Annotated in this window: 22 protein-coding genes and 1 tRNA gene; 15 read left to right on the top strand and 8 right to left on the bottom strand. The window is 72.2% G+C overall.

What is annotated here, in order from left to right:
• Window positions 1–182 precede the first annotated feature (182 nt).
• The 6 genes from ACIP67_RS26090 (at window position 183) to ACIP67_RS26065 (ending at window position 3640) form a co-directional block, all read left to right on the top strand.
• Window positions 183–374, top strand: a complete 192-nt coding sequence (locus tag ACIP67_RS26090; protein WP_401695126.1) for a mobile element transfer protein — start codon at window positions 183–185, stop codon at window positions 372–374.
• Window positions 375–390: 16 nt separating this feature from the next.
• The gene (locus ACIP67_RS26085; RefSeq protein WP_189931517.1) at window positions 391–585 is read left to right on the top strand and encodes a hypothetical protein; all 195 of its coding nucleotides are present in this window, start codon (window positions 391–393) and stop codon (window positions 583–585) included.
• A gap of 22 nt (window positions 586–607) precedes the next feature.
• Complete coding sequence (locus tag ACIP67_RS26080; RefSeq protein ID WP_401695160.1) at window positions 608–859, top strand: SpdD protein; 252 nt, start codon at window positions 608–610, stop codon at window positions 857–859.
• A gap of 159 nt (window positions 860–1018) precedes the next feature.
• A complete protein-coding gene (locus ACIP67_RS26075; RefSeq protein WP_401695157.1) occupies window positions 1019–2305 on the top strand; it encodes a replication initiator in 1287 nt (428 codons plus the stop codon).
• Window positions 2298–2510: an excisionase family DNA-binding protein gene (locus ACIP67_RS26070; protein ID WP_401695125.1), complete on the top strand. Its 213-nt coding sequence runs from the start codon at window positions 2298–2300 to the stop codon at window positions 2508–2510. Before ACIP67_RS26075 ends, ACIP67_RS26070 begins: the two co-directional genes overlap by 8 nt.
• Window positions 2510–3640: a tyrosine-type recombinase/integrase gene (locus ACIP67_RS26065; protein ID WP_401695123.1), complete on the top strand. Its 1131-nt coding sequence runs from the start codon at window positions 2510–2512 to the stop codon at window positions 3638–3640. The genes ACIP67_RS26070 and ACIP67_RS26065 overlap by 1 nt, the downstream gene beginning before the upstream one ends.
• A gap of 108 nt (window positions 3641–3748) precedes the next feature.
• Here ACIP67_RS26065 and ACIP67_RS26060 read toward each other — a convergent pair.
• Window positions 3749–3821 (bottom strand) — tRNA-Arg (locus tag ACIP67_RS26060).
• Window positions 3822–4032: 211 nt separating this feature from the next.
• Entirely contained in the window at window positions 4033–5367 is a 1335-nt protein-coding gene (locus ACIP67_RS26055) for a M6 family metalloprotease domain-containing protein (RefSeq protein WP_401695121.1), read from the bottom strand.
• Between the two features lie 404 nt (window positions 5368–5771).
• Between ACIP67_RS26055 and ACIP67_RS26050 the strand changes: the two genes are divergently transcribed.
• Together ACIP67_RS26050 and ACIP67_RS26045 are read left to right on the top strand one after the other, a co-directional pair.
• Window positions 5772–6416, top strand: a complete 645-nt coding sequence (locus ACIP67_RS26050; protein WP_401695120.1) for a TetR/AcrR family transcriptional regulator — start codon at window positions 5772–5774, stop codon at window positions 6414–6416.
• A gap of 324 nt (window positions 6417–6740) precedes the next feature.
• Window positions 6741–8297 carry an MFS transporter gene (locus tag ACIP67_RS26045; protein ID WP_401695119.1) on the top strand — a complete coding sequence of 519 codons (1557 nt, stop codon included), beginning with the start codon at window positions 6741–6743 and terminating at the stop codon, window positions 8295–8297.
• A 79-nt stretch (window positions 8298–8376) separates the two neighbouring features.
• Here ACIP67_RS26045 and ACIP67_RS26040 read toward each other — a convergent pair whose 3' ends face one another.
• Complete coding sequence (locus tag ACIP67_RS26040; RefSeq protein ID WP_385077760.1) at window positions 8377–8886, bottom strand: MarR family winged helix-turn-helix transcriptional regulator; 510 nt, start codon at window positions 8884–8886, stop codon at window positions 8377–8379.
• 134 nt (window positions 8887–9020) lie between these two features.
• Between ACIP67_RS26040 and ACIP67_RS26035 the strand changes: the two genes are divergently transcribed.
• Window positions 9021–9848 (top strand): dioxygenase, encoded by an 828-nt coding sequence (locus ACIP67_RS26035; protein ID WP_401695118.1) that lies wholly within the window; start codon window positions 9021–9023, stop codon window positions 9846–9848.
• A 78-nt stretch (window positions 9849–9926) separates the two neighbouring features.
• On the opposite strand, the gene ACIP67_RS26030 is transcribed toward ACIP67_RS26035, so the two are convergent.
• Window positions 9927–10457, bottom strand: a complete 531-nt coding sequence (locus tag ACIP67_RS26030; protein ID WP_401695116.1) for a GNAT family N-acetyltransferase — start codon at window positions 10455–10457, stop codon at window positions 9927–9929.
• A 207-nt stretch (window positions 10458–10664) separates the two neighbouring features.
• Between ACIP67_RS26030 and ACIP67_RS26025 the strand changes: the two genes are divergently transcribed.
• Together ACIP67_RS26025 and ACIP67_RS26020 are read left to right on the top strand one after the other, a co-directional pair.
• Window positions 10665–11663, top strand: a complete 999-nt coding sequence (locus ACIP67_RS26025; RefSeq protein WP_401695113.1) for an RNA polymerase sigma factor RpoD/SigA — start codon at window positions 10665–10667, stop codon at window positions 11661–11663.
• 862 nt (window positions 11664–12525) lie between these two features.
• Window positions 12526–13158, top strand: a complete 633-nt coding sequence (locus ACIP67_RS26020) for a TetR/AcrR family transcriptional regulator (RefSeq protein WP_401695155.1) — start codon at window positions 12526–12528, stop codon at window positions 13156–13158.
• A 22-nt stretch (window positions 13159–13180) separates the two neighbouring features.
• On the opposite strand, the gene ACIP67_RS26015 is transcribed toward ACIP67_RS26020, so the two are convergent.
• Entirely contained in the window at window positions 13181–14260 is a 1080-nt protein-coding gene (locus tag ACIP67_RS26015) for a helix-turn-helix transcriptional regulator (RefSeq protein ID WP_401695111.1), read from the bottom strand.
• 340 nt (window positions 14261–14600) lie between these two features.
• Here ACIP67_RS26015 and ACIP67_RS26010 point away from each other — a divergent pair, with 340 nt between their 5' ends.
• From ACIP67_RS26010 to ACIP67_RS25995, 4 genes are all read left to right on the top strand, one after another.
• A complete protein-coding gene (locus ACIP67_RS26010; protein ID WP_401695109.1) occupies window positions 14601–15362 on the top strand; it encodes a DeoR/GlpR family DNA-binding transcription regulator in 762 nt (253 codons plus the stop codon).
• The gene (gene pfkB, locus ACIP67_RS26005; protein WP_401695108.1) at window positions 15359–16303 is read left to right on the top strand and encodes a 1-phosphofructokinase; all 945 of its coding nucleotides are present in this window, start codon (window positions 15359–15361) and stop codon (window positions 16301–16303) included. The genes ACIP67_RS26010 and pfkB overlap by 4 nt, the downstream gene beginning before the upstream one ends.
• Window positions 16304–16508: 205 nt before the next feature.
• On the top strand, window positions 16509–18764 hold the full coding sequence (locus ACIP67_RS26000) for a fructose-specific PTS transporter subunit EIIC (RefSeq protein ID WP_401695106.1): 2256 nt from the start codon (window positions 16509–16511) through the stop codon (window positions 18762–18764).
• Between the two features lie 415 nt (window positions 18765–19179).
• Window positions 19180–19365 carry a hypothetical protein gene (locus tag ACIP67_RS25995; protein WP_401695104.1) on the top strand — a complete coding sequence of 62 codons (186 nt, stop codon included), beginning with the start codon at window positions 19180–19182 and terminating at the stop codon, window positions 19363–19365.
• Between the two features lie 154 nt (window positions 19366–19519).
• Here the strand turns inward: ACIP67_RS25995 and ACIP67_RS25990 are convergent, their stop codons facing one another.
• The 3 genes from ACIP67_RS25990 to ACIP67_RS25980 form a co-directional block, all read right to left on the bottom strand.
• A complete protein-coding gene (locus tag ACIP67_RS25990) occupies window positions 19520–20266 on the bottom strand; it encodes a DUF6227 family protein (protein WP_401695102.1) in 747 nt (248 codons plus the stop codon).
• Window positions 20267–20550: 284 nt separating this feature from the next.
• Window positions 20551–21609 (bottom strand): P1 family peptidase, encoded by a 1059-nt coding sequence (locus tag ACIP67_RS25985; RefSeq protein WP_401695100.1) that lies wholly within the window; start codon window positions 21607–21609, stop codon window positions 20551–20553.
• Window positions 21610–21695: 86 nt separating this feature from the next.
• Window positions 21696–22946: a low temperature requirement protein A gene (locus ACIP67_RS25980; RefSeq protein ID WP_401695098.1), complete on the bottom strand. Its 1251-nt coding sequence runs from the start codon at window positions 22944–22946 to the stop codon at window positions 21696–21698.
• Between the last annotated feature and the right edge of the window lie 82 nt (window positions 22947–23028).

Below are 23028 nucleotides of genomic sequence, written 5' to 3'. Positions count from 1 at the left end.
GCAGCACATGGTGATCGCGGTGGCCCAGGACTCGCCCAACCACCACTTTCCCCCGACACACGCGAGCCCAAGTACCAGCGCGGCCGAACCGAAGGCGGCCAACCGCCGCGCCCCTTGTGACATGCCGCTCATCTACGCACGACTGCGCGCCCCAGGCAAGCGAACAAAGGAAAGGACCAGCTGTGCCAGCCAACCGCCGCTTCCGCAACGTCACCCGCATCGGTCCCGTGCAGGTCGGAACGGCCTACGACCACCGCGGCCGCGAGAAGCACACCGCCGCCTGCACCGCCCCGCGCTGCAACTTCTCCGCCGACTACAACAGCCGCGCGGCCGCTGAGCTGGCCGCGCGCACCCACCGCTGCCCCGTCCGCTGAAAGGACCCCCTACCCCGTGACCGTCAGCCTGCCGCTCGTCGTCGTCCTCGGCTTCTTCGCCTGGGCGGCGGTCAAGTTCCTCGGCGTCCGCGTCTGGATCGTCGTCCTGATCACCCTCTTCGGCTTCTGGCTCTCGCGCACCTTCCTCGCCCCCGCCATCGAGTCCGGCACGCGTACCGGTGTCGACGTCGTAAACGGCTCACATGACTAGACGAGTAGATGAGGAGTCCGCCGTGTTCCTGCCCAAGTACCCGGACAACCCCACCCCGCCGGCCGCGCACACCCACGCTCCGACCGACCCGGCCCCCGTCCCGGTCCGGCGCTCGCTCCCGTCGGTCTCCATCGATCAGAAGACCGTCGCGGCCGTGCTCGTCGGCGGAGTCGTCCTCACCGCGCTCCTGGCCGCCGTCGCCGTCACGGCCATCTCGGTCGCCGTCGCCGCCGTGGTCCTGCGCTCCCTGCTCCGCGACCATCACCGCCGCTGACCTGCGGCCTAGCCACCGGGGCGGCGCGACACCGCCACGTACTCGCCGCCCCGGCGGCCCACCCCTCCCGAAGTGCCCGTCAGAAGGAGAACCGCCATCTTCACCCGCACCACCCCGCCCCCACTCCCGGAACTCAGCAACCTCGCCGCAGGCGGCACCCTGCCCGGTATCCTCCGGCAGCTCTCCGGACTCGGCGGCTGCACCCACCCCATCCGCCTCGACGGCCACCGCACCGAGTACGACGTCGACACCGCAACCGGCGAGATCGGCCGCATCCTCCAGCACCTCGACTCGACCGACCTCCCGGCCGGCCAACTTCTGGTCCGCTGCAACAACCGCCGCACAACCCGCTGCCCCGCCTGCGCCGAGGTGTACCGCCGCGACACCTTCCAACTGATCAGCGCCGGGCTGCGAGGCGGCAAGGGCACCCCGGAACACGTCGCCGCTCACCCGCGCGTCTTCGCCACCTTCACCGCCCCCGGCTTCGGCCCGGTCCACAACCGCCGAACCGACGGCCGCCCCTGCCGCTGCGGCACCCACCACGACCAGGAGGACGAAGCCCTCGGCACTCCGCTCAACCCAGACACCTACGACTACGAAGCAGCCGTCCTCTGGAACGCTCACGCCGGTCCCCTCTGGCGGCGTTTCTCCACCTACGTGCGCCGAGAGGTCGCAAAATGCGCGGGCCTGTCACAGCGCCGTCTCCGCGACCACGCCCGCGTGTCCTTCGCCAAGGTCGCCGAGTATCAGAAGCGCGGCGCGGTCCACTTCCACGCGGTCATACGCCTCGACGGGCCCGGCGGCGGCGAGACTCCGCCCCCGGCCTGGGCCACCGCAGAGCTGCTGACCGATGCCATCAGCGCTGCCGCGTCCAAGGTCCGTGTCGACGGTCCAACCATCGACGGCCGCGCCCACACCTTCACCTTCGGCCGCCAACTCGACGTCCGCACCATCCGATCCGCCGACTTCACCGACGGCCAGGAGCTGACCGAACGAGCCGTCGCCGCCTACATCGCCAAGTACGCCACCAAGGGCGCGGAGACGGCCACCGGAGCTCTCGACCGTCCACTGAAGTTCGCCGCCGAACTCGCCCAGCTCGACATCAGCGAACACGCCCGCCGCCTCATCCGAACCGCCTGGACCCTCGGCGCCCGCAAGGACCTCGAACACCTCCGCCTGCGCGCCTGGGCCCACATGCTCGGCTTCCGCGGCCACTTCTCCACCAAGTCCCGCCGCTACTCCACCACCCTCGGCGCACTCCGCGACGCCCGCGCCGAATGGCGACGAGCCCAAGCAGCCGCCGCACAGTCGGAGCGCGAGCCCGACACCACGTACGTCCTGGCGCACTGGGTCTTCGCCGGAACCGGCCTCTCCGACGCCGAAACCTGGCTTGCCGCCTCCCTCGAACCCGCCCCCGGAACGGAAGGAGAACCCACCCGTGGCTGACCGCTACCTCACCGTGGCGCAGGTGGCCGAACTCCTCGGCACCACGGAACGCTTCCCGCGACGTCTGATCGCCGAGCGACGCATCACGTTCGTCAAGGTCGGCCGCCACGTCCGCATCCCGGAGCGTGAGCTGAGCGCCTTCATCGACGCCAACACGGTGCAGCCGATCGGCCACCGGCGAGGCTCGCTGCGGAGGGTCGCCTGATGGCCAACAAGAAGGGCCAGCGCAGAAGCTTCGGGTCGGTCCGACAGCTCAAGTCCGGCCGCTGGCAGGTCCGCTACCGCGACCCCGAGACGGGGCAGCTTCGTCCGGCCGAGAAGACGTATCCGACCAAGAGCGACGCCCAAGTTGCCCTCGCCCAGATCGAGGCCGACATCACGCGCGGCCAGTGGTCGGACCCGGACGCCGGTTCGGTGAACTTCGCGGAGTACGCCACCGCATGGCTGCGGGACCGGAAGCTCGCCGACCGCACCCGTGAGCGGTCTGAGTCCGTCATGCGGCTGCACATCCTTCCCACCTTCGGAGCCGGGACCATGGCAGACGTGACGACGGCTCGTGTGCGTAGCTGGCGGGGAAAGCTCCTCGCCGCCGGCGTCGGTGAGCCGACGGTGGTCAAGGCGTACCAGTTGCTGCGGGCCTTGATGAACACGGCAGTGGACGACGAACTGATCCGGCGCAACCCGTGCCGTATCAAGGGCGCCGATCGATACGACGTGCCCGAGCGGCCGGTCCTCTCGGTCGCCGAGGTCTTCGCCGTCGCCGACTCCATCGCGCCGCGCTACCGGCTGCTCGTCCTCCTGGCCGCGTTCACCACCCTGCGCTTCGGCGAACTCGCTGCCCTCCGCCGCCGGGACATCGACTTGGCGGGCCTGACCGTCAGCGTGCGCCGTTCTCAGGCCGAGTTGCAGGACGGGCGGCTCTTCGACAAGTCGCCGAAATCTGCTGCCGGGGTACGTGCCATCTCCTTCCCCGCCGAGCTGCTCGACGACGTCACGCGCCACCTCGATCAGTTCGCCGCACTCGGCCGAGACGGACACGTCTTCGTCGGTCCGAAGGGCGGCCAGCTCCGGCGGAGCAACTTCCGCGACGACTGGGTGGCGGCCAGGAAGGCGGCAGGTGTCACGTCAGAGCTGCACTTTCACGATCTCCGCCACACCGGCAACACCCTGGCCTCGACCGCCGGTGCCAGCACCCGTGAGCTGATGACCCGCATGGGCCACAGCAGCTCGCGCGCCGCGCTGATCTATCAGCACATGACCAGTGATCGTGACCGAGCCATCGCTGATCGCCTTGGAGCCATGATCCGCGAGGGCGGGGGAGAGGCCACCAGCTAGGGAATGTGGATTCCGCGTGGACTCTAGTGGCACGCGTGTGGCACGACCTCGAACAAGACGAAGGGCCAGCCTGGGAGGAAACCCCTCCTGAGCTGGCCCTTTAGTCTGTGCCCCCGGCAGGATTCGAACCTGCGACACCCGCTTTAGGAGAGCGGTGCTCTATCCCCTGAGCTACGAAGGCGAGGCGGTGGCCGGGTGGGCCACAGGCGTCAGCGTACCGGATCTCCTGGGTGGGGTGTGGGGGTCAGGTCAGAGCGGTGCGGGTGGTGGGGGAGGCCGTGTGCGGGCCGGTCGGGATGGGGGAGGCCGTGGTCGTCTCGGTGGGGATCCCCGCGTCGGTGTGTCGGTCGTGCAGGTCTGTGGTGGTGCGGCCCGGTGGGGCGCGCCGCGGGCTACCGCCGGGTCACCCGGACCCGGTAATCGCCCTTGAGGTCGGCCGCCGTCACCGCGATCCGTACCCCCCGTTTCGGGTCCTCGAAGGCCTGGCCGGGGGCGAAGGGGGCGTCGGAGAGTTCCGCGTGGACGTTGGGGCTGCGGGTGCAGCCGCCGCTGTCGCGCCGGGAGTCGTAGACCGTCACCGGGCCCATGCCGGTGTCGATGTCCGCGTCGACCCGGTAGATGAGGATGCCGGGGCGGCACACGGTCTCGTCGTTGCCGCCGCGGGTGCGCAGTTCGACGGCGTAGCCGCTGCGGTGGTCGAGCGGGACGAAGACCAGTTTGGGGCCGCCGGGCCGGGAGAGGGGGGTGAGGGTGTACTCCCGTGTGCCGTGGGTCGCCGCGCAGTTGATCTGCGTGGCGTCCAGCCAGCCCAGCTTCCACTTGTGCCAGCCGAGCAGGTCGTTGTTGGCGCCCCAGTCCTCGCTCATGATGTCCCAGTGGCCGACCGCGCCGCCGCCCTCCTGGGTGTAGAGGTCGGGCAGGCCGAAGACGTGGCCGTTCTCGTGCGGCAGGACGCGGTAGCCGGTCTCGGCGTAGGAGCCGGAGCCGTCGTCCTGGCGGGAGTAGACGAAGGAGGCGTTCGCGACGAGGACGCCGTCGGCCACCGGCGCCTCGGTGTTGCCGGCGAACGTCACCGACAGGACCGTGTCGAGCGCGGACGGCCCGGCGTTGGGGGTGACCAGCACGTTCAGCAGGTCGTACGCCCGGAAGTCGACGGTCCGGTCGGCGGCGGCCACGATGTCCTGGACGAGGTCCCGGTAGCCGGGGTCGAAGGGCGCGCCGCGTTCTATCCCGTACTCCTTGAACGGCTTGGGCATGCGCAGCCAGCGGCCGACCGGTGATTCGGGGCGGTAGTCGAGGCGGCCGTAGGAGGCGGTGCGGAACCACCGCTGGGTCTTCGGGAAGAACTCGCGGAGACGGGCGCGCGCGTCGCCCCGGCCGGGGGCGTCCGAGAAGTCGATCATGAGGTTGAGGGCGCGGACGGTGCCGGTGGAGCGCGCGTAGCCGGTGGAGGTCGGCACGCCCTCGGACATCTGCACGGCGGTGCTGCCGCTGATCATGCAGGGGATGAGGGCGGCCGAGCGGGCCAGGGGGACGGGCCCCGCTCCGGCCCGTGCCGGGCCCGGGCCGAAGCGTCCGGTGCCGGCCGAGGTGCTGACCGCGAGCGTCAGCGCGGTGACCGCCGTGAGAGCGGCCGCGCGGCGCGGGCGCGTGCGTATGCGGCGGCGGAGCGGCTCCCGGGGCGGGCCCGGCCGGGCCTCCCGGGTGCGCTCGGGCTGCGGCTGCATGCGGGAACCTCTCGCTCCGGGCAGCCGCCGGTCACCGACTGCACCCTTGTGATCACCCTCCGTCCGTGGTGACGGGGGCGCTCGCCGGGGCGGCCGATCGTGGGTTACTTCCAGGTAGGGGAGGTGGCGGGCGTGAGGGGCTGCGGAGTGACTCAGATCACATGAAAAGACTTCGGGGTCGGGAAATAACCGGGGATCGTTTCCCCGTTTAGTCGGGTGTCCGGCTGAAACGGGGAGAGCTTCCCCGGATCGGTTCCGCCTCCGCCTCCGCCTCGGATGCCTCCGTCGTCTGCCTCGCGGCGGATCCGCCCCTCACGATCTCGACAGACCCGCAAGACCCGCAAGACCCGTCAGACTCGACAGGCCCGTCAGACTCGACAGGCCCGACACGCAAGGAGTACGCCGTGCAGACCGCAGCTTCCGCGCAGCGCAGGACGGTCCGGCCGCGCGCCGACGCGCTGCGCAACCGGGAGCGGATCGTCAACGCCGCCCGCGAGATGTTCGTAGAGCTCGGCCCCGACGTGCCGCTCGACGACATCGCCCGCCGGGCCGGCGTCGGCAACGCCACGGTGTACCGCAACTTCCCCGACCGCGACGCGCTGGTCCGCGAGGTCGTCTGCTCCGTCATGGACCGGACGGCCGAGGCGGCCCGGCAGGCGCTCGCGCAGACGGGCGACGCCTTCAGCGCGCTGGAGCGCTTCGTGCACGTCGCCGCCGACGAACGCGTCGGCGCCCTGTGCCCGATGGTCGCCAGCGCGTTCGACGAGAACCACCCGGATCTCGTGGCCGCCCGGCTGCGCGCCGAGCACCTCGTCGACGAGGTCATGGAGCGTGCCCGGCAGGCCGGTCAGCTCCGCGACGACGTGGGCATCGGTGACCTGATGGTCGCCGTGGCCCAGCTCAGCCGGCCCCCGGCCGGCACCGGCTGCCTCAGCGCCGACCGCTTCGTCCACCGCCATCTGCAGCTGTTCCTGGACGGTCTGCGGGCTCCCGCCCGCTCCGCCCTGCCGGGTGCGGCCGTGACCATGGAGGACCTGCGTAAGACCTGAGCGAATCCCGGCAGTTCAGCGGCAGTGTCAGCCGCAGTAATCAGCCACAGTAATCAACCACAGTAATCAGCCGTAGTGATCAGTCGTAGTGATCAGCGGCAGTGATCAGCGGCAGTTCAACGGCAGTTCGACGACAGCTCGACGGCAGTTCCAGCAACCCCCGGTCAATTACTGGGCGGCTTCCGGCACTTCAGCCCCGCGGTGATCACTTGCGGGGAAGGTGGTCCGGCTGATCGCTCCCTGAGTCCCTTTTCTCTGCTCTCGCGTTCCTCGGCACGTTCTTCACACCTTTTTCCGTCACGAAGTCCCGAAGTGGGTACACCCATGTCTGAAACAGTCACCACCAAGGCGTCGTCGCCCGGTGTCCGCCAGGCGGATCCGGGCCGCTGGAAAGCGCTCGTGTTCATCGCGCTCGCCCAGCTGATGGTCGTCCTCGACGCGACCATCGTGAACATCGCGCTGCCCTCCGCCCAGCAGGACCTGGGCATATCCGACGGCAACCGCCAGTGGGTGGTCACCGCCTACGCGCTCGCCTTCGGCGGGCTGCTGCTCTTCGGCGGGCGGATCGCCGACCTGTGGGGCCGCAAGCGCGCCTTCGTCGTCGGCCTGGCCGGTTTCGCCGCGGCCTCCGCGCTGGGCGGTGCGGCCACCAACGAGGCGATGATGTTCGGCGCCCGTGCCCTCCAGGGTGTCTTCGGGGCCCTCCTCGCCCCCGCCGCGCTCTCCCTGCTCGCCGTGATGTTCACCGATGCCAAGGAGCGCGCCAAGGCGTTCGGCATCTACGGTGCGATCGCCGGCGGCGGTGGCGCCGTCGGTCTGATCCTGGGCGGATTCCTCACCGAGTACCTGGACTGGCGCTGGACGTTCTTCGTGAACATCCCCTTCGCCATCGTCGCCGCGGCCGGCGCCTACTTCGTCATCCGCGAGCCCGAGGGCGGCCGCAACCGTTCCCCGCTCGACATCCCGGGCGTCGTCCTGTCCACCCTCGGCCTGGTCGCCCTGGTCTACGGCTTCACCCGCGCCGAGTCCGAGGGCTGGGGCGACGCCCTGACCGTCGGCATGTTCGTGGCGTCGGCCGTGCTGCTTGCCGCCTTCGTGCTGGTCGAGGCGAAGGTGAAGGCCCCGCTGCTGCCCCTGCGGGTGGTCACCGAACGCAACCGCGGCGGCGTCTACCTCTCGCTCGGCCTCGCGATCATCGCGATGTTCGGCCTCTTCCTCTTCCTCACCTACTACCTCCAGGTCGTGAAGGGCTACACGCCGGTCCGGACCGGCTTCGCCTTCCTGCCGATGGTCGCGGGCATGATCACCGGCTCCACCCAGATCGGCACCCGTCTGATGACCCGGGTCGCGCCCCGGCTGCTGATGGGTCCCGGCTTCCTGGTGGCCGCGCTCGGCATGCTGCTGCTGACCCGGATGGAGGTCGGTTCCTCGTACGCGGCCGTGCTGCTGCCGGGCATGCTGCTGCTCGGCCTCGGCATGGGTACGGCGTTCATGCCGGCCATGTCGATGGCCACCCAGGGCGTCGAGCCCCGGGACGCCGGTGTCGCCTCCGCGATGGTCAACACCTCGCAGCAGGTGGGCGGCGCAATCGGTACCGCCCTGCTGAACACGGTCGCCGCCTCCGCGACCACGTCCTACATCACCGACCACATCGCCTCCGCGACCTCCCGGCCGCAGCAGCAGCTGGTCCAGCTGGAGGGCATGGTGCACGGCTACACCAGCGCGATCTGGTTCGCCGTGGGCATCCTCGTCGCCGCGGCGGCGATCGCCCTGACCCTGGTCAACGCCGGCAAGCCGGACATGGGCGCCGCGAGCGGCCCGGGCGCGCGGGACGGCGAGGGCGCCGAGGACGCCGTACCGGTGCCGGTGGTCGCCCACTGAGTCCGCGCGGCGGCCCGGCAGCGCAGGGCGCCGTCGGGCCCCTGCGACCTGATCCGAACGACGGGTTCGACGACAGGCCCTAGCGGAGCCAGGGCAGGTCCGCGCCCGCTTCGTCGGGCTGGAGTCCCTCGGCGACGATCTCCATGATCTCGCCGAGGGACTTCTGCTGTTCGGGGGTGAGCCGGTCGAACAGGGCGTTGCGTACGGCGGCGACATGGCCCGGGGCGGCGCTCCTCAGCGTCTCCATGCCCTGGTCGGTGAGGACGGCGAACTGGCCGCGCTTGTCGGAGGGACAGTCCTCGCGCCTCACCCAGCCGTTCTTCTCCAGCCGGGCGACGGCGTGGGAGAGACGGGAGCGGGTGATCTTGGCGTCCCTGGCCAGTTCCGTCATGCGCAGGCGGCGGCGGGGGGACTCGGCGAGCTTGACGAGGAGCCCGTAGTAGACGTGGGGCATGCCCGCGTCCCGCTGGAGCTGGCGGTCCAGCTGGTCCTCGAGGAGGTACGTGGCGTGCAGGTACGAGCGCCAGATGCGCTGCTCCTCTGCGGTGAGCCACTGGGGCTCGTCGGCGGGTGCGGCTGCCTTCGTCATGGGCTCCACTCTACGGCCTTTGTCCTTGAAATTTAAACAAGTGGCGCCTAGAGTGGGAAGCGTCAAGGAGCTTTAGAGTTCAAGCAGTGAGGGGTGCGAGGGCCGCCGTCCCGCCCTCGGAGGGAGCCGTCGCCATGTCCGCCGCCGCACCGGGCCACCCTGCCGTCCCGCAGAACGACCTCCCCCGCGAACGCATGCCCGCCCTGTACCTCAGCCACGGCGCCCCGCCCCTCGCGGACGACCCGGTCTGGCCCGGCCAGCTCGCCGCCTGGTCCGCCGGCCTGCCCCGCCCCACGGCGATCCTGATCGTCTCCGCCCACTGGGAGGAGGCCCCGCTCGCCCTCGGCGCCGTCGAGACCGTCCCCCTGGTCTACGACTTCTGGGGCTTCCCCGAGCACTACTACCGGGTCAGGTACGAGGCCCCCGGCGCGCCCGCGCTCGCCGAGTCCGTACGCAAGCTGCTGCACGCCCCCGGCACCCCCGTCCAGGACATCCCCGACCGCGGACTCGACCACGGGGCCTACGTCCCGCTCGTCGAGATGTTCCCCGCCGCCGACATCCCCGTCCTGCAGATCTCCATGCCGACCCTGGACCCGGTGCGGCTCATGGACATCGGCCGCAGGCTGGCACCCCTGCGCGACGAGGGCGTGCTGATCGTCGGCTCCGGCTTCTTCACCCACAACCTGGCCGCGCTGCGGCACACCGGACCGGGAGTGCCGAGCTGGTCGTCGGAGTTCGACGACTGGGGCCACCGCGCCCTGGAGGCCCGCGACTGGGACGCCCTGCTGGACTTCCTGCACAAGGCCCCCGCGGGCCGGTACGCCCACCCGCGCACCGAGCACTTCGCCCCCCTCTTCGTCACCATGGGTGCGGCGGAGGTCGCCGGCGAACTGGACGCGCAGAAGTCGGTGATCGACGGGTTCTGGCTCGGGATGGCGAAGCGGTCGGTGCAGTTCGGCTGAGGCGGGGCGGCGGCGCAGGTGCCGGTACTGGTATCAGTACCGGCACCTGCGCCGGTGTCGGCGCCACTCCCGTACGCCTCAGAGTTCCTTCTCGTACCAGGCCACGTCCCAGAAGCGGCCGAACTTGCGGCCCACCTCGCGGTACGTGCCGACGTACCGGAACCCGAAACGCTCGTGCAGCCGTGTCGACGCCTCGTTCGGCTGGGCGATGCCCGCGTAGGCGCGGTGCAGGTCCTGCCCGGACAAGGCGGCGAACAGCGCCTCGTACAGCAGTGTGCCGACGCCGCGGCCTCCCGCGTCCGGGGCGACGTACACCGTCACCTCCACCGACGTCGTGTAGGCGGGCTTCGGGCGGTGAGGGCTGGATGTGGCGTACCCCAGGATTCGCTGTGCATCGCCTTCGGATGGCCCCTGCGTGGCAACCATCAGTCGGTGCGGGCCGTCTTCAGGGTGGGAGAGCAGCCAGGGGCGGCGCTCCGCCGGAGTGAACGGCGTGGTGTCGAATGTGATGGGCGTCTCACGGACGTAGTGGTTGTAGAGGTCGGTGAGGGCTTCGAGGTCTCCCTCGACTCCTGGCCTGACCTGCACCTCTGTGGGTTCCGGTGGCATCGTGACTCCCCTCGGGCGGCCCGACAGGGTACTGCAAGATCAGAAAAAATGAGGGGCGGGTTGGGAATTCTGTCCTGATTCCAGTCGTTGTTTCCATCGGATGCAGGGCACCCGAGGAGAGTCCCGGTTGACAGTCCCGGGAGGATCCGAGTAAGGGCCCGGTGTCCACGGACCACCCGCTGACCCCACCATCGCAAGGGAGCACGCATGGCAACCCGTGCCGTCGCCCGTCGTAAGTCCGCCACCGGCGAGACGGCCGACGCGGCAAGCAGCGCTCGCGTCCACGGCGGCGAGATCGCCGACCGCGATCTGGTCGGCATGTACCTCGACGAGATCGCGCGCACGCCACTGCTCGACGCCGCCAAGGAAGTCGAGCTGTCGCAGATCATCGAGGCGGGTGTGTTCGCGCGGCAGGTTCTCGACGGATACGAGGAGTCCACGGCGGACGCCTCCCGCGAGGAGCTCGAGGCGCTCGTCGCCGAGGGGGAGCGCGCCAAGGACGTCTTCATCCGTTCCAACCTCCGCCTGGTCGTGGCGGTCGCGCGCCGTTACCCGCGCAGCGGCCTGCCCCTGCTCGACCTGATCCAGGAGGGCAACGCCGGCCTGGTCCGCGCGGTCGAGAAGTTCGACTATTGCAAGGGCTTCAAGTTCTCCACGTACGCCACGTGGTGGATCCGCCAGGCGATCACCCGCTCCATAGCCGACCAGTCGCGCACGATCCGGCTGCCCGTCCACCTGGTGGAGGAGCTCGGCCGTATCCGCCGCGTCCAGCGCGAGTTCAACCGTGAACACGGCCGCGAGCCGGAGCCCGCCGAGATCGCCGCCGAGCTCGGCTCCACGCCGGAGCGCGTCATCGACGTGCTCGACTGGGCCCGTGACCCGGTCTCCCTCAACATGTCGGTCGACGACGAGGGCGAGACCCAGTTCGGCGACCTGCTCGAGGACACCTCCGCGGTCTCCCCCGAACAGTCCGTCCTCACGCTGCTGCGCAGCGAGGAACTGGACGGCCTGATCGACCGGCTGGACCCCCGCACCGCCTCGATCATCAAGATGCGGTACGGCATCGAGGACGGCCGTGAACGCACGCTGACCGAGGTCGGCAAGGAGCACGGCCTCACCCGTGAGCGCATCCGGCAGATCGAGAAGCACGCCCTGCTGGAGCTGAAGAAGCTGGCCCGGGACACCGGATTCGAGGCGGCGGCCTAGGAGGCGGGCGAGCGGCGTACCGGCGGACGCGGGGCGTATGGCGGCCCCTGCCGGGGGTGCGCAGGTGCCGGGGACGCGCGGGTGCCGGGATGCGCCGGTGCCGGGGACGCGCGGGTGCCGGGGACGCGCGGGTGCAGGGATGCGCCGGTGCCGGGATGCGTGGGCAGGCATGGGCCGACGGCGCGGTCGAGCATGGGTCGGGGACGCGTGGGCAGGGGCCCGGCGTGCGCGGGCAGGGGCCGCAGAGGGCCAGCGCCCATGCCACCGGCGTACGCCGGGTGGCGAAAGTGCGCGCAAAGATGGCGGTACAACGCCGCTTCAACCGCCCCGGCGAGGGAACAAAACTCCATGGCACGAGAGTTCGGATTCGGTGCAGTCGGACATCGGACCGGACCTCGCAGCCCTCGTGAGAGAAAGCCGGTTCCCTCGACGGTCCGCCCTCGCCGGCAACCGCCCCGTCCCACCCCGAGCCACTCCGGTCGACCCTGCGCTCGCCCCTGAGCCAAGTCCCGACGCACTCCCCCCGGCGCCGGGACTCTCCCCGAGCCGGGCTTCGGCGCCCATCCCCCCTGGCGCCGGGGCCCGGCTCCATCCGTAGGCATGTCGAAGGGACGGGGCACCCCGTACCTGAACCCCGGGGTGGCCCGCCCGGATGGCAGATTGTGTCACATGGGCATAGCCTGCCGAGGTGACCAGCTCCACCCCCGCACCGCCGCCCCTCCCCGGAAGAATCACCGGAACCATCCCCGCCGCTGTCCCCGCCGCTGTCTCCGGGACCATGCTCGGCACGTCCGCCGGATCGGTCCGCGGAACTTCCCCGGCGCCCGGCTCGCTGACCGAGCGGCGCAAGGCGGCGACCCGGCTGGAGATCGCCCGGGCAGCCGCCGGCCTGTTCGTGAGCCGAGGCCTGAAAGCCACCCGTGCGGAGGACATCGCACAGGCCGCCGGTGTCGCCCCGCGCACCTTCTACCGGTACTTCGCGACCAAGGAGGAGTCCGTCGCCCCCCTCTACGCGGCGGGTGCCCAACGCTGGACGGAGGCGGTGCGCGAGGCGCCGGCGGACCTGCCGCTGCCGACGGCCCTGGAACACGCCGTACGGCACACGCTGACGCCCGGCGCCGGTGTCTCGGCGGCCTCCTGGGAGTGGGTCCGCACCCTGATCCGCCTGGCGACGAGCAGCCCGGCCCTGGGCAAGGTCTGGGCCGAGGTGTGCCATGTGTCGGAAGGGGCGCTCGCGGAGGTCCTGGCCGAGCGTGCCTCGCGTCCGCACCGGAACGACAGCGTTGCCGACGCCTTCACCACCCCCCACCGGCGCTTCACCGCCGCGGTCGCGAGCGCGGCCGTCAGGGTCGCCGTGGAGAGCTGGGCCATGACGGACGGCCCGGCGGACGGCCCGGAAGGGCCGGCGGAACTGGCGTTGCGCAACCTGGCGGCGCTGCGGGGGGTTCGGTGGGAGGGAGGGGAGGGAGGGGAGGGGGAGGGGGGTGAGGGGTGAGGGCTGAGGGGTGGAGTGAGGCTCAAGGGGAGCCAGGGCTCGGCGTGACCGGGGTGACCGGCGTGACCGGCGTGGCAAGGAGCGTGGCCGGTGGTGTGGCCGGTGATGCGGCCGGTGATGTGGCCGGTGTGCCACCCGCCGCCGCTCTCGTCAGGCGCTCGCCCCACGCCCGTACGCACTCCACCAGCTCATCCGGCGCGCGGACCGAGAACTCGCAGCCCACCATCGTCAGCCGCGCCGCCAGCCACTCCACCGGGTCACCGGTGGCCCCGCGCAGCGAACAGCCGCCCCCGCCGTCCTCCGCCGTCACCGCCTGCCCGAGCCATCTGGGCAGACGTCCCGCCACGACCTCCGCCGGTGCCGCGAACGCGACCTCGAACTCGTACGTCTCCTGGTGCCGTCGGATGGAGTGCCGCAGGTATTCCGCCGCGTCCCCCTCCGGGACCTCCCGCGGTGCGAAACGGGCTCCGGTGGCGAAGGGCTCGCTCACCCGGTCGACGCGGAACGTCCGCCAGTCCTGCCGTTCGAGGTCGTAGGCGACGAGGTACCACCGCCGTCCCGTGGACACCAGGCGGTACGGCTCGGTCAGCCGGCGGGACCGGGTGCCGTCCTTCGCACGGTAGGCGAACCGCAGCCGCTCCCGCCCGGCCACCGTCGACGCCATCACGGTCAGCGTCTCGGGCGCGATGCTCGGTCCGTCCCCGCTGGTCAGGGGAGTGGTCGCGGCCTGAAGGGTGGAGACCCGGTGCCGCAGCCGGGACGGCAGCACCTGTTCCAGTTTCGCCAGCGCGCGCACTGACGCCTCGTCGACGCCCTCCAGCGCGTGCCCGGCGCCCGCCCGCAGGCCGACCGCGATCGCCACCGCCTCCTCGTCGTCGAGGGCGAGCGGAGGCAGGGCCTTGCCCGCGACCAGCCGGTACCCGCCGTCCGAGCCCTTGCTCGCCTGCACGGGATAGCCCAGCTCGCGCAGGCGGTCGATGTCCCGGCGGACCGTGCGGCGCGACACCCCGAGCCGGTCGGCGAGTTCGCCGCCGGGCCATTCGCGCGGTGTCTGGAGCAGGGAGAGGAGCTGCAGCAGCCGTGCTGGAGTGTCCGTCGTCATGCGGTCGAGGATGCCGCACCACTAGGACGTGTTCTGACCTATCGCGTTTCCAGGCGCGAGGGCGTGACCTCCACCGGAGCCCGGCGTCGGCGCGCGGCCCGCCGTACCGGACCGGCGCCCCCGCGTCTGGGTCTGCGGCCCCGGACTCGGGACTGTAAGTCCGTTCATGTCCGAATGGGGCCCGAACCTGTTTACTTCTCGGACACGCACGCGTAGTCTCTGAGGAGAAACCGCAGGTTCAGGCGTAAAGCCTGACAAGTCGGACAGGTTGGATGCCGGTCGAAGGGGGGCCGGATGCCCGGACGGACATCGACCGGGCGGAAGTCGGAGGCGAACGGACATGTACGCACCGGAGCGGCAGCAGGAGATCCTGCGGCTCGCCCGTGACGGCGGCCGGGTGGACGTCCTGTCGCTGGCCGAGGAGTTCCAGGTCACGGCGGAGACCATCCGCCGCGACCTGAAGGCTCTCGACCGCGCCGGACTCGTCCGGCGGGTGCACGGCGGGGCCATACCGGTCGGACGCCTCGACTTCGAGCCGGACCTCACCGAACGCGAGAGCACCTCCGCCGACGAGAAGGACCGCATCGCCAAGGCGGCCCTCACCGAGCTGCCGACCGAGGGCACGCTGATCCTCGACGCCGGAACGACGGTCGCCCGGCTCGCCGCCGCGATCCCCCTGGAGGCCTCGCTCACCGCCGTCACGCACTCCCTGCCCATCGCCGCCCGCCTGGCCGACCACCCCGGCATGCAGCTCCATCTCGTCGGGGGGCGGGTACGCCACCGCACCCGTGCCGCCGTGGACGCCTGGGCGCTGCGTGCCTACGGCGAGATCCGCGCCGACGTCCTCTTCGTCGCGGCCAACGGGTTCTCCACCGGACACGGACTGACCACCCCCGACCTCGCCGAGGCCGCGGTCAAGCGCGCGGCGATGGCCGCCGCCCGCCGTGTGGTGCTGCTCGCCGACTCCGCCAAGCACGGCCAGGAACACTTCGCCCGCTTCGGCGACCTGAGCGACGTGGACCTGCTGATCACCGACAGCGGGCTGAGCCCCGACGACGCGGCCGCCATCGAGCGCGGCGGCACGGAAGTAGTACGCGCATGATCCTCACCGTCACCCCCAACCCCTCCCTCGACCGCACCTACGAGGTCCCGTCGCTGGAACGCGGCGAGGTCATCCGTGCCGGCGGCGAACGGATGGACCCCGGCGGCAAGGGCGTCAACGTCTCGCGTGCCGTCGCCGCGGCGGGGCGGCGCACGGTCGCCGTCCTGCCCCTGGGCGGTGCGCCGGGCGCGCTCGTCGCCGACCTGCTCGACGCCCAGGGCATCGAGGTCGCGCCGGTGCCGGTCGCCGGAGCCACCCGCTCGAACATCGCCCTCGCCGAACCCGACGGCGTCCTCACGAAGATCAACGCGCCGGGTCCGGAACTGACCGCCGCCGAGCAGGAACTGCTGCTGGAGACGGTGCGCGAGCAGTCGCGCGACGCGGACTGGATCGCGTGCTGCGGCAGCCTCCCGCGCGGGCTCGCACCGTCCTGGTACGCCGATGTGGTCGCGCGGGCGCACGCCGGGGGCGCACGCATCGCACTGGACACCTCGGGGCGTGCGCTGCTGGAGGCACTGCCCGAGCGGCCCGACGTCGTGAAGCCGAACGCCGAGGAACTCGCCGAGGCGGTCGGGCGCCCCCTGACGACCCTGGGCGACGCGGTGAAGGCGGCCGAGGAACTGCGCGGCATGGGCGCGCGTGCCGTGCTCGCGAGCCTGGGCGCCGACGGACAGCTCCTCGTGTCGGACGCCGGTACGTGGTTCGCCTCCGCACGCGTCGACACCGTCCGCAGCAACGTGGGGGCGGGCGACGCCTCCCTCGCCGGGTTCCTCGTCGCCGGTGGCAGCGGCCCCGAGGCCCTGGCCTCCGCCGTCGCGCACGGCGCGGCCGCCGTCCAGCTGCCCGGCAGCGTGATGCCGACCCCGGCCGACCTGGACCCGGCCGCGGTGACCGTCACCGACCGCGTCCCGGTGGACCGCGAACTGAAGGAGCCGGCGTGATGACACCCCTCGCGCGCCCCGAACACCCCGTACTCCCCGTGACCCCGGTACTTCCTGTCGCCCCCGTGCTCCCCGGCGCGCTGACCACCTCCCCTGATCCCGATCCCGATCCCACCGCTCCGGCAGCCCCCCGCTGCACCCCCGTCCCCTCTCCCTCCCCCGCCCACCCCACACTCCGGGCGATACGCGTGCGAAGGAGCCCGCGATGAGTGACATGATCACCGCGGATCTGGTCGACCTCGACCTGTCCGCCGACACCAAGGAAGCGGCGGCGCGGTCCCTCGCGGAGCGCATGCTGGCCCGGGGCCGGGTGACCGACCTGGACGGCTTCCTCGCCGACGTGGCAGCCCGCGAGGCGCAGATGCCGACCGGCCTCGACGGCGGCATCGGCATTCCGCACTGCCGCAGCGCCCACGTCACCGAGCCGACGCTCGCCTTCGGGCGCAGCGCCGCGGGCGTCGACTTCGGCGCCCCGGACGGCCCCGCCGACCTGATCTTCCTGATCGCCGCTCCCGCCGGCGCCGACGACGCCCACCTGACGATCCTGTCGTCACTCGCCCGGCAACTGATGAACGCCGAGTTCACCGACGCACTGCGGGCCGTGGACGACACGGCGGCCGCGGCCGCGCTGATCCGCGGCGACGAGGTCCCCGCTGCCGCCGGGACCCCTGCCGAAGCCGGCCGGACCGCCGCGGACACCGCGCCCTCGGAAGGCGCGGACTCCCCGCGGCCGGCGGGCTCCGCGGCCCCCACCGACTCCGTGGCGCCGCCGGTGGCGGCCTCCGCCGACGGCGCCACGGGCACCACCTCGGCCACGGCCACCACCTCGGCCACGGCCACCACCTCGGCCACGGAGACCGCTCCCGCCACTCCCGCCACGCCCGCCACTCCCGCCACGCCCGCGGCGTCTGCCACGCCCGCGGCGCCTGCCGGGGGAGCCGAAGGCGAGGGGCGTCCCTTCCGTGTAGTCGCCGTCACCTCCTGCCCGACCGGCATCGCGCACACCTACATGGCGGCCGAGTCCCTGGAGAACGCCGGGCGCGAGGCGGGCGTCGAAGTGGCCGTCGAGACCCAGGGTTCGGCGGGCTTCGCCCGGCTCGACCCGGCCGTCATCGAGGCGGCGGACGGCGTGATCTTCGCCCATGACGTCCCCGTACGCGACAAGGACCGCTTCGCCGGGAAGCCCACCGTCGACGTCGGGGTGAAGGCCGGCATCAACCGCCCCGCCGAACTCCTCGCCGAGGTGCGCGGCAAGGCCGAGCGCGGCGACGTGACGTCGGGCGCTCCCGTAGGCGCGGGCACCCCGGTCGAACGGACCGGCGACTCCACCGAGGGCTACGGCACCAAGCTCCGCAAGTGGCTGATGTCCGGCGTCAGCTACATGGTCCCGTTCGTCGCCGCCGGCGGTCTCCTCATCGCCCTGGGCTTCGCGATCGGCGGCTACGACATCAACGAGGCGCCGTCCGTCATGGACCACTTCGTGTGGACGCAGGCCGACAGCTGGGGCGCCCTGCTCTTCCAGATCGGCGGCGTCGCCTTCGGCTTCCTCGTCCCGGTGCTGGCCGGGTACATCGCCTACGGCATGGCCGACCGGCCCGGTCTGGTGCCCGGCTTCGTCGGCGGCGCGATCTCGCTCACCGTCAACGCCGGCTTCCTCGGCGGTCTGGCGGCCGGTCTGATCGCCGGAGCGGTGGTGATGGCGATCCAGCGGATCAGCATCCCGCCGGTGCTGCGCGGCATCATGCCGGTGGTGGTGATCCCGCTGATCTCCTCGGCGATCGTCGGCTTCCTGATGTTCGTGGTCATCGGCAAGCCCATCGCCGCGGCGCAGAAGGCCATGACCGACTGGCTGGCCGGGCTCACCGGCGCCAACGCCGTCCTCCTCGGCGCCCTGCTCGGCCTGATGATGTGCTTCGACCTCGGCGGCCCCGTCAACAAGGTCGCCTACGCCTTCGCCACCGCCGGCATCGCCGTCGCCGACCCGAGCGACTCCGCGATGAAGGTCATGGCCGCGGTCATGGCGGCCGGCATGGTCCCGCCGCTGGCGATGGCCCTCGCCACCACCGTGCGCGGCAAGCTCTTCACCCGCACCGAGCGTGAGAACGGCAAGGCCGCCTGGGTCCTGGGCGCCTCCTTCATCTCCGAGGGTGCGATCCCGTTCGCCGCGGCCGACCCGATCCGCGTGATCCCCGCCTCGATGGTGGGCGGCGCGGTCACCGGCGCCCTGTCGATGGCCTTCGGCGCGACCCTGCGCGCCCCGCACGGCGGCATCTTCGTGGTCCCGCTGATCGGCAACCCGCTGCTCTACCTGGTGGCGATCGCGGCGGGCGTGTGTGTGACGGCGGCGCTGGTCGTCCTCCTCAAGGGCCTGCGCAAGCCGGTCGCCGACGCTGCGCCCCCCGGCACGGAGAGCCGCCCGGCCGGCCCGGCGGCGGGGCAGAAGCAGCCGGTGGCGGCGTAGCGGGCGCCCGCCGCCGGAGCGGCCGGTCGCAGCCCCCGAAGGACGGGGTTGCGACCGGCCGCTCGTCGCTCTCTGCGGCATTGGTGCGACCTGCGCCACCTGCGAGATACATCACGGTCGGAGCCGAATATCCGGATCTTGAGGTCTACTGTTCGGCATGCCCGAGAACCCCTCGATGCCCCGGCCGGCGCGCGCGGCCGTTCTCGTTCTGGCCTGCGCCGCAGGGTTGGCCGGCCTGGCCCGCGTCCTGCGCCGCGGCGGCCGTGGCACGGGCGTGCCGGGCTCGGGGAAGGCCGTACGCCGTTCAGGGGGGCGCTCACGGCGCGCGGAAGCGCACGCCTCGGCCCCTCGGGAAGCAGGAGAGGCCGGGGAGGCAGGAGAGGCGGGGGAGACTCGGGAAGGCAGGGAGGCTCGGGTGACCGATCTGCGTCCGGCCTTCGGTGAGCGTCCCGCACGGCAGGACGCCCCCGGGACCCCCCGGTCCCTCCCCGCCCTCCCGGGCCAGGACCGGATCGGACCGCCCTCGGAAGCCGTGCCGCTGACCCCGGCGGAGCAGGCCGCCTTCACGGACCTCGTACGACGACTCGACAACGGAGACTGAGCGTCGGCGTCCGTATCGGCCGCGCTCGTCGGCGCGCCGGCGAGCGCGCGAGTGGCACCCCGGGCGCCCGGGCAGTGACCCAGGCGCCCGGGCAGTGACCCAGGCGCCCAGGCAGTGACCCGGGCGCCCAGGCAGGGACGTGAGGTCGCGCGGGTCAGGAGACCTGTGCCGCCCGCCGCTCCATCGCCTCCCGTGCGGCCGCCTCCGACGGGTACACCTCGCACATGTGCCGCCCGTCGGGCGTCGCCGTGTGCTCGACCTCCCACAGGGACATCTCCCGGCCGTCGTGGAGCAGGAACGCGTGCTCGTAGAGCGCGAAGCCCAGACCGATCCGCCCGGCGCGGCAGGGGCGCCCGAAGGCCTGCGTGATCTGGTGGGCGAACGCCGTCCTCAGCAGCGCGGCGGTATCCGCGCCGGGCCGGTCGGTGTTCTCCGCCCGGCGCAGCAGACGGCGCGCGTGGTCCGCGGAATCGTCCGGCACGTACACATGCCGGGGCGCGGGGACCGGCGGCAGCTGCACCAACACCGGCAGCTCGAACTCGGGCGTGTCCGGCTGCAGCGGAAGCCGCGCCGTGGCGGCCAGTACCTCCTCCTCGTCGACGTACACCTCGTGCTGCGGCTCGCTGCCCGGCTCGGGGTTGTGGACGAGTTCCCACAGCGTGAGCGCGGAGCCGTCGGCCAGCAGCCAGGTGTGCCGGTACGTCTCGCGGTGCAGCCCCGCGCTGTGGTGCGCGGAGTGCAGCGAGCTGTCGTGCGCGAGCGCGCAGTCGAGCCGCCTTATCGTGTCGTCGGGCAGCTCGAACGAGTTCAGGGCGCGACCGAGGAGCCGCGCGAGGTGCTCCTCCGGAGTCTCGGGCGACTCGGCTGGTTCGTGCGCTGCCGTCTCGTACGGAACGCTCAAGGTTTCTCCCGGCGTTGCTGCATGTCACCTTGTGGGTGCATACCGTAGCCCCTCGGCCGGACATCATGTCCGGGAACCGAGAAAACGTACGCCGGGAAAACGCCGGAGCCGCGCGATAAGTTCCCGAACCGCCCGATGATCTGTCAGAAAGCGCCGGTCAGAGGCGAGTTCCGCCGGAAACGGGGGCGCGGTCCGGCAGGATGCGCCCCCCCGCGATCCACTCGCCCCACGCCCACGCCCACGCCCACGCCCACCACGCTCCGCCCGGCAGGATCAGTGACCCGCTACCGTTCCCGTTCCCGTTCCCGTGTCCGCTTCCCGTACAACTCGTCGTAGCCCAGCCACATCCCCCCTGCCGCCTGCACCGACTGTGCCGACCTCACCGCCCGCACGATCGCCCGGGTCACCACGTCCGCGCCGGCCGCGAGGACGTCGTTCAGCGCGAGCGGATGCTCGGGGACGAGCGGGCGTGCACCCGTGGCCAGCGCGAAGACCGTGTCCCCGTCGTTCAGCAGGTGCACCGGCCGCACCGCGCGCGCGATGCCGTCGTGTGCCGTGCCCGCCAGCTTCTGCGCCTGGGCCTTCGTCAGGACGGCGTCGGTGGCGACCACCGCCAGCGTCGTGTTGAGGGGAGTGGGGGCGTTCTTCGCCGCGCTCTCCGCGAGGCGCCGTCGCGCGGAGGCGTGCACGCGCGCCTCCGGGTACTCCACCCGCCCCCGCCCCTGGAACAGTTCCCCGTACAGCACCCCCGTTTCGGGGTCCATGGCAGACCCCAGCGCGTTGGCCACCACCAGCGCGGCCACGGTGATCCCCGAGTCGAGAACGACACCGGCGGTGCCGACCCCGCCCTTCAGCTCCCCGACCGCGGCGCCCGTGCCGGCGCCCACGCATCCCTCCGGCACGACCGCGCCGGGCTCGCTCGCCGCGGCGGCCTCGACCGCGGCCCGCCCGGTGGCGGCGTCCGGGCGGGCCCGGAAGTCGCCGCCGCGCCCCAGGTCGAAGACGCAGGCGGCGGGCACCACGGGCACGACGTGCGCGGGGTCCGGCCCGACGGGTACTCCGCGGCCCCGCTCCTCCAGCCAGGCCATCACCCCGGACGCCGCGTCGAGCCCGTAGGCGCTGCCGCCGGTCAGCACGATCGCGTCGACCCGCTGCACCACGTTGCGCGGGTCGAGGGCGTCGGTCTCCTTCGTGCCGGGGCCGCCGCCCCGCACGTCCACGGCGGCGACGGCCCCGCCCTCGGGTGCGAGGACGACCGTGGTGCCGGTGAGCCAACCGTCGCCGGTGCGTGTCGCGTGACCCACCCGCAGGCCGGGGACGTCCGTCAGAGCGTCAACTGTCATGGCAGCAGTCTCGCCGAGCTGCCGGGGCGGTCCCTCCCGCGGACGGAGGCGTCGCCCGACCGGCGGGCCGCGTTCGGCGGGTGGTGTCACACCGCCGCGCCCGAAGCCGGGGACGCGCCCCGCCGCGCGCTGCCGCGCGCCGCCCGGCGCGCCGTCAGCACGGTGCCGACCGCCACGGCCAGCGCCGACACCAGGCCGGCCGCGAGGACCGCCCACTCGCCGAGGAAGGTGCAGCAGATGACGAGGAGCGCGGTGATCGGCAGGACGAGCTGCTGGGCGAGACCCACCTTGAAGTGGCGCGCGTGCAGCGCCCACACGGTGAGCAGGTAGAGCGCCGTCGGCAGGGTCACCGCGGACGAAGCGGCCAGCGTCGGGATGTGCGCCGTGCCGACCGCCTGCTCGACCGCCACCTCCAGGCCCGCGCCGATCGCGGCCGCCGAGGCGAAGACGACGTAGTGGCCGTAGCCCCACACGAACGCCTCCCTGCTGGAGCGCAGATGGCCGTGGATCGGCACCACGAAGTAGATCCACCAGGCGGCGAAGATGATCAGCAGGCCGCCCGCGGCGATGGGCAGCAGCTCGTTGAGCGCCGGGCTCTCGTCGATGCCCGACTTCACGGCGACCGTGGCCGCGGCGATCGTCTCGCCGAGCACGATGATCGTGAAGAGTCCGTAGCGCTCCGCGATGTGGTGCGGGTGCCAGGCCGTCTGATGGTTCTTCTCGGCGTACAGCGGCACGCACATCTCCAGTACGGCCATCGCCAGGAACAGCCAGGGTCGGCCGGCCTCGGGCAGCAGCAACAGCCCCAGCCAGCCGATCTGGCAGAGGACCACGCCACCGGCGTACCGCAGCGCCATGGTCCGCTCCGGGCCCTCGCCGGACACCGCGACGCGCAGCCACTGCGCGGTCATGGCGAGCCGCATGATGACGTAGCCCAGCCAGACGGCCAGGAAGTCGTGGTCGTCGAACGCCTGGGACACGCCCGCCGCGAGGACGAGCACGCCGGCGATCTGGATCAGGGTGACGATCCGGTACAGGACGTCGTCGTTGTCGTAGGCCGAGGCGAACCAGGTGAAGTTCATCCAGGCCCACCAGATGGCGAAGAACATCATCGCGTAGTCGGCGATGCCCTCGCCCGTGTGGGACTCCGCGATCGCGTGCACCAGTCCCACGCCCGCCTGGGCCACCGCCACGACGAAGCAGAGGTCGAAGAACAGCTCGAGTGGCGAGGCGACCCGGTGGGCTTCGGCGCGCCCGCGCGCGGTCAGCCTGCGCACGGGTCTGGTGTGGTGGGGCGGCCCGGAGGGGGATGCCGGTGGTGGAGAGCTGGTCGTCATGGGTCCCAGCAGAGCAGACAACCGGGGGTAATTCTTGTCGGAGGGCGCACGGAGTTGCCAGGTCAGACGGTGCGCGGCAGCC

It is taken from the genome of Streptomyces sp. NPDC088812, from assembly GCF_044750285.1.
Taxonomy (GTDB): domain Bacteria; phylum Actinomycetota; class Actinomycetes; order Streptomycetales; family Streptomycetaceae; genus Streptomyces.
Note: the sequence above shows the minus strand (reverse complement) of the source record. Positions and strands in the feature narration are given on the sequence as shown.